At 41.3% G+C, this 9,633-nt stretch carries 11 protein-coding genes; 8 read left to right on the plus strand and 3 right to left on the minus strand.

The window, feature by feature from the left end; translation table 11 throughout:
* Positions 1 to 6 precede the first annotated feature (6 nt).
* Positions 7 to 1,176, plus strand: a complete 1,170-nt coding sequence (locus tag BLQ81_RS02510) for a hypothetical protein (RefSeq protein ID WP_092728380.1) — start codon at positions 7 to 9, stop codon at positions 1,174 to 1,176.
* 15 nt (positions 1,177 to 1,191) lie between these two features.
* Here the strand turns inward: BLQ81_RS02510 and BLQ81_RS02515 are convergent, their stop codons facing one another.
* Positions 1,192 to 3,195 carry an LTA synthase family protein gene (locus BLQ81_RS02515; RefSeq protein WP_092728381.1) on the minus strand — a complete coding sequence of 668 codons (2,004 nt, stop codon included), beginning with the start codon at positions 3,193 to 3,195 and terminating at the stop codon, positions 1,192 to 1,194.
* A gap of 77 nt (positions 3,196 to 3,272) precedes the next feature.
* Between BLQ81_RS02515 and BLQ81_RS02520 the strand changes: the two genes are divergently transcribed.
* The 4 genes from BLQ81_RS02520 (at position 3,273) to BLQ81_RS02535 (ending at position 6,539) form a co-directional block, all read left to right on the plus strand.
* Positions 3,273 to 3,815 carry a class I SAM-dependent methyltransferase gene (locus tag BLQ81_RS02520; protein ID WP_092728382.1) on the plus strand — a complete coding sequence of 181 codons (543 nt, stop codon included), beginning with the start codon at positions 3,273 to 3,275 and terminating at the stop codon, positions 3,813 to 3,815.
* An 11-nt stretch (positions 3,816 to 3,826) separates the two neighbouring features.
* The gene (locus tag BLQ81_RS02525) at positions 3,827 to 4,075 is read left to right on the plus strand and encodes a DUF3253 domain-containing protein (protein WP_407640235.1); all 249 of its coding nucleotides are present in this window, start codon (positions 3,827 to 3,829) and stop codon (positions 4,073 to 4,075) included.
* A gap of 33 nt (positions 4,076 to 4,108) precedes the next feature.
* Entirely contained in the window at positions 4,109 to 4,690 is a 582-nt protein-coding gene (msrA, locus tag BLQ81_RS02530; protein ID WP_092728384.1) for a peptide-methionine (S)-S-oxide reductase MsrA, read from the plus strand.
* A 181-nt stretch (positions 4,691 to 4,871) separates the two neighbouring features.
* Entirely contained in the window at positions 4,872 to 6,539 is a 1,668-nt protein-coding gene (locus tag BLQ81_RS02535; RefSeq protein WP_092728385.1) for a DUF6909 family protein, read from the plus strand.
* Between the two features lie 526 nt (positions 6,540 to 7,065).
* On the opposite strand, the gene BLQ81_RS02540 is transcribed toward BLQ81_RS02535, so the two are convergent.
* Positions 7,066 to 7,521 (minus strand): nuclear transport factor 2 family protein, encoded by a 456-nt coding sequence (locus BLQ81_RS02540; protein WP_092728386.1) that lies wholly within the window; start codon positions 7,519 to 7,521, stop codon positions 7,066 to 7,068.
* 275 nt (positions 7,522 to 7,796) lie between these two features.
* Between BLQ81_RS02540 and BLQ81_RS02545 the strand changes: the two genes are divergently transcribed.
* The 3 genes from BLQ81_RS02545 (at position 7,797) to BLQ81_RS02555 (ending at position 8,939) form a co-directional block, all read left to right on the plus strand.
* A complete protein-coding gene (locus BLQ81_RS02545; protein ID WP_245693138.1) occupies positions 7,797 to 8,018 on the plus strand; it encodes a type II toxin-antitoxin system HigB family toxin in 222 nt (73 codons plus the stop codon).
* A gap of 106 nt (positions 8,019 to 8,124) precedes the next feature.
* Positions 8,125 to 8,517, plus strand: a complete 393-nt coding sequence (locus BLQ81_RS02550) for a helix-turn-helix domain-containing protein (RefSeq protein ID WP_092728387.1) — start codon at positions 8,125 to 8,127, stop codon at positions 8,515 to 8,517.
* Between the two features lie 146 nt (positions 8,518 to 8,663).
* Entirely contained in the window at positions 8,664 to 8,939 is a 276-nt protein-coding gene (locus BLQ81_RS02555) for a transposase (RefSeq protein WP_245693139.1), read from the plus strand.
* A 439-nt stretch (positions 8,940 to 9,378) separates the two neighbouring features.
* Here the strand turns inward: BLQ81_RS02555 and BLQ81_RS02560 are convergent.
* On the minus strand, positions 9,379 to 9,633 hold a 255-nt coding region (locus BLQ81_RS02560), incomplete at its 5' end, for an ATP-binding protein (RefSeq protein WP_175454154.1).

The following is a 9,633-nucleotide window of genomic DNA, read 5'->3' on the forward strand; positions in this document are numbered from 1 at the left end:
AGCATTATGAAAGAAGAATTAAAGGGTTTCCTTATTCGGCTTTGGCCACTATTCTTATTGTTTGTGGGTCTTCCACTGTTCAGCTTTGCAATCTGGCATTTATTGCCGGGCAAAAAGCTGGATATTTTGGTTATAAACAAAACTGTGATAAATCAGAGTTACCAAGAGCATGCTGGACTTTTTTGGAGCTTAAATCATTTAAAATACAAAAAATCCGATGGTGAATTTTATCAGATTGACAAGGATTATTTGGGGTTTTTCCCCACTGGAAAGCAGGATTTTGGAATGTCTAAAGATCTGAAAGGTAAGTCTCAGGACGAAATTCGGGCTCTGGTCAGACAGCAAGATCTCCTATACATTGCCGACACCTATGGAGTGTATGAAGGTGATTTTTCGAATAGGCAGAATGTCCAGATCACTAAAAAAATCTATGGAGGCTTGGACTATGCTGATTTGCAAATGCTGCGAATAGCCAAGGAGGAAGGCAAAGTGGTAGTGGCTGAGTACAATTCAATTGCTTCGCCTACGCCAAAAGCAATTCGGACGGAATTTGAAAATCTGATGGGGATCAAATGGACGGGATGGATTGGTCGTTACTTCGATGAATTGGATACCTTGGTCAATGGAGATATTCCCGGTTGGATGATCCGGCAATACGAACGTCAACACGAAATTTGGAATCTAAGCGGCCCGGGATTGATTTTCATTAAAGAAAGCGGTGAAATTGAGGCTTTTGTTCATACTCGGGATTATGAAAACAAGATCCCACTTATTCGTACTCAGAAAATTAACAAACATGGATTCAAACTGCCCGAAGTGGTACCGTATCCAGATTGGTTTGATGTGGTGATGATCGAACGGGACTATCAAGTGATTTCCTATTATGATATTGCTCCCACTTCACAGGGTTTACAACGAATGAGGAGCATGGGATTACCGAGATTTTTTCCGGCTGCAATCGTCAGGAATTTTGAAAAAGGCAGTCAATTCTATTTTTCCGGAGACTTTTCTGACATAAGAGGGGACTTTGGGTCCCATCGTTTCTATGGAATGCCTACGCTTTGGCGTGGGCTTTATGTTGCCTCAGATTATACGGATCGTCAGAGCTTTTTCTGGAATTACTACCTTCCTTTAGTTACTCAGGTCTTAGACAAAAGCAAAAAAGAATCCAACTAACAAATTGAAAACCTGCTACCGAATTGGTAAAAGCTTTCTGGTTTGGACCATATAGCTGTTTTTGTTTTTAAATTCCTCAAACTCTCCATTTAGTCTGTTAAGTGCGTCATTGTCTTCAATTGGATCAATATTCATCCCGTCAGAAACAAGGAAAACCTGACCGTCGGAAAGAAAGAACTCTCCGTGAATGTAGTCCAGAAGTTGGTTTTTGTTTCGCATCAAGGGCATTGCCAATAGGGATTGGAAGTTTCTTGCGGTGTCCAATACCTGTCCTTGCCAGATAACTTCCTCTGGAAGTGTCACCAGGTTTTGTTTTTCCAGCATGGCCAAAAGCGAAGGGGTAATTTCATAATGACTTGCTACCCCCTTGAAATAATCCCTGCGTTTCAACAAGGGTGAATAAATAAGCAGGGGCACATGAAACCGATCAATCCTGGAGACCATGGGGATTTCGGGAAGCCGGTGATCGCCCGTAATAATGAAGATGGTATTGGAAAACTCAGGACGATTTTTATACGCATTGATGAACAATTTCACTGCATCATCTGCATATAATATGGTCATATAGATGTCCTGATAGGACATATATTCGGAGATTTTTGCATTGCTCAGATTTAGGTAATTGCGCAGGTGATTTTGGAGTTTTTCTTGATAAAATTCTCTTTCCGGAACAATGTAAGGATCATGGGAGGTTTGCATTTGAAAGATCCGCAGTTGAGGGGCTGTTCGTTCGCTGGGCAGTTTTTGAAGTCCGTTCAGAAAAAGATCCTTATCGGGATACCCCCAGGAAAAGCCGCTTTTAGAAGGTGTTTTATTGAATTGTGGCAAAAAAGTAGACTCATCTTCCAGCTGAACTGGCTTTTGGTAGTTTAGGAAATCCGCTACCCGGTCAAAATTTTTGTCAGCTCCAATAAAATATCGGGTCTCGTAGCCATTATCCCCCAAAACGCTGAGGAGCGATTGATGATGTGGGAAATCCTGATAGAGTTCGAGGAACCCCTTTTCACCAAAAGGCAGGCCTCCAAATACACCTGGGAGCAGTCCGAAAGTACGTCCTGTTGAGGATAACGCGTTGGTCCAGACAAGGCTGTGCTGTTCAAGTGAATCAAGGAATGGGGTGAAGCTTCCCAGGTACGCATCTCTTCCGGAGTAGGCTTTTCCAAGACTTTCCACAAAAATAAAAACCAGATCGGGAGCTTGCGTCAGACTATCGAAAAATGGGCTTAATACGTCAGGATAATTGTTCTTATGAAGAAATGGAAACTCGTCATTGGTAAAATCTTTTTTCACCAACAGATCATCGTTTGTTCCTCTTAGGTAAAAATCAAAATAAAACTCGCCTCCATACATCCAGTGGTCAAAGGATTCTTCTGTCAGATATTTGGACTTATTCAGCGCAATATTCCGTTTGGTTTCATCGGCATCCAAATTGGAATTTCTGGGAATCAAAGTCATGATCAAAAGTCCGAGAAAAAGAAAGGCCGTCATTCCTGCGTAGAATTTCAGTCCAAACCCGGAAACTTTGATCCCCAGATAAAGTAGGCCCAAAATCAAAGCAATAACCAAACTTCCAAAAATCAGATTAAGTGTATTCAACTGGCCTGAGGCGGATACAGTCAATACAAGATCATTCCAGTTATAGGCAAAAAGATCCTTTCCGAGCGGCATTAGTGTCTTCGTGAAATAAAATACCAGGGCCAAGTGAGCAATCAGAAAAATGGTCAGTGTTATCTGAAGTAAGATTCGTGCTAAAAGCGCAGAAATAAGACTTAGTATTCCATAAATTATAAATAGAAGTCCCAGAAAATAGAACAACCAGCCGGCATCCTGATATAAACCTGACCAAAGGACTTCAGCGATAGGAAAATTTAAAACATGTGTTTGAAATACCAGAATAACCTCGGCAATTCGAAACAGGATAATCAATCCGGTAAAAATCAGGGCCATACCCCAAAAATTCCTTAAAATTTCCTGTACACGAAGTGGGAGTGTGGAGCGAATTTCAGCCTTTTGGGCCATATTGTGCGGTTAAGTTTTTGGAAGATGAGATTTAATATAAGGCAAAACAGGGTATCTTCAGCCGTTATTTCAAATATATGAGTAAATCAGATTTGTTATTGGAGCTTTACTCCAATTTAAGTACTACCGGGGCACTTACCTTTAGCTCCAAAGCCTTAGTCAATAAAATGCTTTCATACACAGATATTGCCAATGCCAAGTTAGTGGTAGAACTTGGAGGTGGGGATGGAAGTATCACACAAGGGATCATGGACAGACTTTCACCCGATGCAGAGCTAATGGTATTTGAAATAAACCGATCTTTTTGTGATGCCATGGAAAAGCAATTTCCCATGCCGAATGTCCAAATAATTTGTGATTCAGCAGAGAATTTAGAGCTTTATCTGAAAGGAAGAAAAGTGGATTATGTTTTGTCGTCCCTGCCTTTTAGTTTAATCTCCAAGGATGCTACAGATCAGATTCTATACTATACCAAAAACTCACTCAACGAAAAAGGGAAATTTATCCAGATTTGCTATTCCTATTTGCTAAAAAAACTTTTCGGAAAATACTTTTCAAAAATTGAAACTAAGTTCACTATGCGAAATTTGCCACCCGCATTTGTCATGATCTGCCATTAAAAAAAATGTCCGTGGAAGTACTCCGAACAGCCATAATGGATTTTTGTAGAAGGAGAAAGAAGAAAACATTTTGCCCATCCGAGGTAGTTCGGCAGCTATTTCCGCAGGATTGGGAGCTTTTTATGCCGGATATCCGCGAAGAGATGATGCAGATGTACCGTGAAGGACTGATTGAGTTGACTCAAAAGGGTAATCCCATCGACCCTAACCAGAACCCCGGAGGTCCTGTGAGGATTTCCGGACTTGCCAAACCAAAGTGATTACCCTGGTGTTATCCCTTAAATTTAATCCACATGAACTTAGAGCAAGCACTTCCAAAAACATCTGTTGAAATTCCGGACGGCCTTGAGCTGATTACGCTTGGTGCGGGTTGCTTTTGGTGCACCGAGGCTGTTTTCCAGCGATTGGAAGGGGTGGAAAAAGTCATCTCCGGATATGCAGGGGGGATTATTCCCAATCCAACGTATAAGCAAATCTGTACCGGGACGACCGGACATGCAGAGGTTATCAATGTTTATTTTGACCCAAGGAAAATCAGCTTGGAGAATTTACTTGAAGTTTTTTGGGCAACACATGATCCCACTACACTCAACAGACAGGGAGGAGATGCAGGCCCGCAATACCGCTCGGCTATTTTTTATCATAATGAAACTCAAAAGGAAATTGCTTCTAAACATAAAGCTGAACTGAATAGCAGTAAGGTTTTTGACAATCCCATCGTGACTGAGATTACCGCATTCACCAATTTCTATCCGGCTGAAAATTACCACCAGGACTATTTTATTCTGAACGGAATGCAGCCCTATTGCCAGTTTGTAGTCCGCCCAAAAGTTGAAAAGCTGAAGAAGTATTTTGGGGAGAAGTTAAAAAAGTGAGTTTAGGGTAGGGAAAGGGTGTATGGGGTCTGGAGAAAGAATGGAAGTGTTTTTTAAAGGTCTGGTTTTAATAATATTGGCAATTCAAAAATCCATTCTTTACAGTCAATTAAGCAAAGGAGGGATTAAGTTCGCCAAAAAGGACTACTTTTGTAGCATTTAACCTTTTTAAAAAATCAGAATGAAACGAACCAGAGCACAAGAGTCCAGAGCCGCCATTGAGCGATTATACATAACAATGCGCCATCTTTTTAACAGAGGTGGCTACAAGCCATTAGGTGTTTCCGGTGAAGGACTTATAAGTGCACTGATGACTTTAAGTCCGGAAATTTATGGTTTGGTTACCGATTCCGAAAAGTTGGAACTCGATGGTTTGCTCTATGTGATGGAGCGTCTGCCCAGAGGGATTGAGGAATGCCGCTACGTACGCTTGATCAGTCGGGAGGGTTATGAAACCTCCCATTTGACACCACTCATCCCGGCTAAAAGAAAGCGTAACTGCTATCGATTGGATCATCAGATTATGTATGTGGAGATGACCCGTGGTCGGTCTGACATCTACGATATCCTGACTCACCTTACATTTCTATACATCGAATCCCAAAAAATTCTGCGAAACAGCTCCGACCCAAAAGGTAGACTTTCTTCCAATTGGACCATGCTGGCTGATTTTGTGAAAAAGGAACAGGATGGGGAGGAATTTGACAAAGAATCTGCCAGTGCTTACTTGAGCCATTTGATCGGAAGAACTTTTGAAGAGACCCGAGACGCAGTAGATAAGTTTGAGAGTAGCAGTAATTCAAACAGTCTTTTTTCCATCGTGTATTACCTCGGGAAACTGGCCATGGATGAAGCGACAGAAGGATTGGATCGTGAGATAAGCTTCTCTGCGACCTTGCGAGAACGAGTGGGGCATCATGTCTATGGAGAACTTTGGGCAGACCGAATCAAGGAAACGCTACTGAATCTGGATCTGCTTAAACGTCCGATTCATATCATCTCAGCCAATCTTCACAGCGTCCAGAATACCATCTATGGTCATCAGGCATTGGGATTGAAGTCATATGAGGAAATCGAGCAGGTAGTGATGGATATTTCTGTTAAAGCAAAAAATAACCACGGTAAGAAAATTCGTGAATATGCGGAGAAACATGGATTCATCGATCTTCCTGACGAGTCAGGTACGAATATCGGAGCACAGATCATTGATACGGCTTGGCTGGAAAAATCGACCCTAATCCCTGGTGTTTCCCTTCCGGAAGAAAAAGAAAAGCGTCCGGTTTTCGTGGTAATGGATTATGCTTTTGGGGAGCAGGCCTATGAGTGCTTTGACGAATTATTGAAAAAATATAATGTAGGCGAAAAGGAATATTCACTGAATGTCATTTCGACTTCCATTATGGGGAAAGCAGGAATTTTACACGGCGGAAAAGGAGACTTAATGGTTCCGGATTCACACGTGTTCGAAGGAACTGCCGATAATTATCCCTTCAGAAATGAGCTGAAAAAAGCAGACTTCGAAGGATATGGCTTGGGAGTCTATACCGGATCAATGGTAACTGTCTTGGGCACATCCCTGCAAAACCGGGATATCCTCACCTATTTCATGAAGTCTTCCTGGCATGCCGTGGGACTGGAGATGGAAGGGGCGCATTATCAAAAAGCCATCCAATCCGCTTCCAAAATCCGAAAAAGCATCCGCTCCAATGTGAAAGTGCTCTATGCCTATTATGCGTCGGACAACCCACTAGAGACGGGAAGTACCTTGGCCTCGGGAGCTTTGGGAATGGAGGGCGTTCGCCCAACTTACCTGATCACCTATAAAATTTTGGAAAAACTGTTTGGTTAAGCTCTTTATAAGAGAATTCTAACTATTTAAAAAAGAGGCTGTCTCATAACTGCTGTTTGTCACATAGAGTTGGAAATATTCGGTAAACATACAAAATGGAAATGACAGGGTTTAGCCTGCCAAAGGCCGATAAAATGGGAACTTAGGTTTATATGGTGCCTGGCTAGACAAAACATTGATCGGAAGGGCGCGGTGGGAGGATTTGCCAGCGAGCCAGCGTTCGGCCTAGTGCGGTGGGAGCTTTGGCAAATCTTGACCTTTTGGTTCTTTTGGGTCATGCCAAAAGAACGAATAAAAAAAATACTTAACCTAAATCCCGAACCATAATTAAATCATCAATGTCTAACGATTTAAAGACTCCAAATCGGAATAAAATTCTATAATATTCCTTTTTAAAAAATTAAATACAAGCTGTCATCGGTAGCGAAGTCGAAATGTGGTCTGATTCAACAGAAACCGCCTTCGACTCCGCTCAGGCTGACAGTAAAAGCTCTTTTGAAACATCCGCTTTTTGCATTCATTAAACTCAAGGCTTTTCCACTCGTGTCGAATGAAGCATATCCAATCGCCAGCCTGCATTGGTTTTCACTGCTGTGGCACTTTCCAGCCACTTGATTTCACGGATCACTTCTCCATCCCGGGTGATCGTCGCATAATTCCAATAGCCCACCCAAGCCCGATTTCCTTCTACTTTGGTTTGAATAAATTCAAAACGATTGGTTCGGGTTGGAGGATTGGGATTGGCCTGAGCCCGAGTCAGGTAGTTTTGGATAAAAGCCATGTCCCAAATTTCCCCCTGCTCGAAAAGTAAGAAATCAGGGGTATAGAAGTCACCCAACTGCTTTGCATCCAAATTGGAAAAGAGTTCATCGAAGGAGTTTTGGATCAGGTTTTGGATTTCAGTTTCGTCGGAGTTAGCCAAGTTTTGAGCAAAAGCTCCGGTGTGGAACAGAAGAAAAAGAAAGATCAAAAGGGTTTTCATTCGAAATGGATTGGGGGAAGAGGTTACGGAAATAATTTTTTAGCCTAACTGAATATAGTGGAATCGGCTGACATTCGTATATGATAATCGAACTTTGGGGCTGACTTATCAGCTAAAAGTCCTTACCTATCAGTTTGGAACTTCAAAAATAAGCTCTAACCTGAAATGGATATGGCAAAGTTGAAATGGGAGGTTGAAGAATTAGAATTTTGTTTTCATAAGTTTTCATAATGAAAACTTTTTACTATCTTCAACTGTTTCTTAAATAGCTGGCTTTGAAAAACATTATTGCGATCAAAAATCTCACTGAGTTTTACCAAAAGCATCCAGATTCAAAATCAAGCATTGAAACCTGGATTGCTATCACTAAAAATTCTGTATGGCAAAAACCTTCAGATGTGATTCAGGATTTTCCTGATGCAGATTCAGTTAAAAACAATAGGGTGGTGTTTAACATTGCCCGAAATAAATATCGGTTAATCGTTCAGATCAGCTAATTGAGGCAGTGGGTTTTTATCAAATTTATCGGGACCCACACCGAATATGACAAAGTGGACGCAACTAACGTAGACCAATTTTAAACTTGTAAATCAAATTGAAATTATGAAGTGGGAAAAGACTATTACGACAGAAAAGGAGTATGAGGAATCCCTTGCAAGGCTTTCTGAAATCTTCGAGGCAGATCCCGACAGTGCTGAAGGAATGGAGGCAGAATTGTTGGTTACATTAATCGAAAAATACGAAAAGGAGCATTATCCCATTGCCTTGCCTGATCCCATTGAGGCCATAAAAGAAACAATGGACAGGAAAGGTCTCAAGGACAAAGATCTAATCCCGGCAATAGGAAGCAAAACTACAGTCAGCCTTATTTTGAATAGAAAGAGGAGTTTGACCATTGATATGGTTAGAAATCTTTCGGCCTTCTTGAAACTACCGGTTGATGCGCTCATCCAGCCTTATGAACTGGATGGGATACAGGAAAAAGTGAATGGATAAACCCGTGATCAAAAGATTCGCTTCCGCTTTTATTTTATTCCTCAGTTTTTTTGAAGTTATCCGGTCTTTGCAATCAATCTAGACAGCTTGTCTTTTGATTGAATTATAGATTCAAAAATAAATAGGGTCTGCTGATAAACTTTAAAATGTCGTTTTTCGATCCCAGCAACCGATGGGTAGTCCTGAGTGCTCGGATCCTTTGGGATGATTTGGTCAACCTGTTCAACAAGTACCATCCTGCAAAATCAACCAGCAGGCCTGGCCTAAATCCCGGGATTCTGATTGGAGCAGTGATGATCAAGCACCTGCTGAATCTGGATGACCATGAGACAGTCGAACAGATTACAGAAAACATCTACCTCCAGTACTTTTTCGGATACAGCACCTATATCAAAGAAGCCGTCGCTTCCATTTCTTGTTGACTTGCAACTTTTCATCGATTTGTTTTTGCTTCAAACCTACTAGAGCAAAAAGACGCAGAAAATATGACGTTGCTCGGGGGGATACGGTGGAAATAGATTTACTTTTTAGTGTGAGGTCAGTAATTGGGTTATTTTCAGTCAAATTTACATTTGGGAAATTTCTTCAATCCTCATAAAACCCATGTTTCCTTAGAAACGCCAGTAAGTCTGCAGAAGATATTGGTTTATTGATGTATTCCATTAAGTCTTTATATTTTGAGGCTTGCATTCTGTCTGCCGGATTAAAGGAACTGGTAACTATTGCGATTTTGAAATTATTTTTAATTTTTTCCGGAAATTCTTTAAACTGATTATTTCACTCAAACTGACCCATGTGTTTCGCTCTAAACTGACCCACCCCTTTACCGGTGGATCTGTTGGCTAATTTAGGGATGGATTTTTATTTCTGGTGTCTGAGTGATTTACCTTTTAATTCTATTTTTTGGGAGTTGGTCAGCAATCTATCCAAAATAGCATCTGCCAGTGTGGGATCACCGATGTAATCATGCCATTGAGCCACTGGTATCTGAGAAGAGATCAGGGTTGCTTTACGTTGATAACGGTCCTCCAGAATCTGGAGTACTGCCATCCTAGTATCGGCATTGAGAGGCTGCAGGCCAAAGTCATCCAGAATGAGTAAGTGGGTCTTTTCGAT

Origin of the sequence: Algoriphagus alkaliphilus, from assembly GCF_900103735.1 — a bacterium.
GTDB lineage: Bacteria > Bacteroidota > Bacteroidia > Cytophagales > Cyclobacteriaceae > Algoriphagus > Algoriphagus alkaliphilus.

What these genes read in the sequence shown, in the direction of transcription:
- BLQ81_RS02515 (WP_092728381.1), bottom strand. Translation starts at nt 3,195, where the DNA reads ATGGCCCAAAAGGCTGAAATTCGCTCCACACTCCCACTTCGTGTACAG.
- BLQ81_RS02550 (WP_092728387.1), top strand. Translation starts at nt 8,125, where the DNA reads ATGAAGTGGGAAAAGACTATTACGACAGAAAAGGAGTATGAGGAATCC.
- msrA (WP_092728384.1), top strand. Translation starts at nt 4,109, where the DNA reads ATGAACTTAGAGCAAGCACTTCCAAAAACATCTGTTGAAATTCCGGAC.
- BLQ81_RS02540 (WP_092728386.1), bottom strand. Translation starts at nt 7,521, where the DNA reads ATGAAAACCCTTTTGATCTTTCTTTTTCTTCTGTTCCACACCGGAGCT.
- BLQ81_RS02535 (WP_092728385.1), top strand. Translation starts at nt 4,872, where the DNA reads ATGAAACGAACCAGAGCACAAGAGTCCAGAGCCGCCATTGAGCGATTA.
- BLQ81_RS02555 (WP_245693139.1), top strand. Translation starts at nt 8,664, where the DNA reads ATGTCGTTTTTCGATCCCAGCAACCGATGGGTAGTCCTGAGTGCTCGG.
- BLQ81_RS02520 (WP_092728382.1), top strand. Translation starts at nt 3,273, where the DNA reads ATGAGTAAATCAGATTTGTTATTGGAGCTTTACTCCAATTTAAGTACT.
- BLQ81_RS02510 (WP_092728380.1), top strand. Translation starts at nt 7, where the DNA reads ATGAAAGAAGAATTAAAGGGTTTCCTTATTCGGCTTTGGCCACTATTC.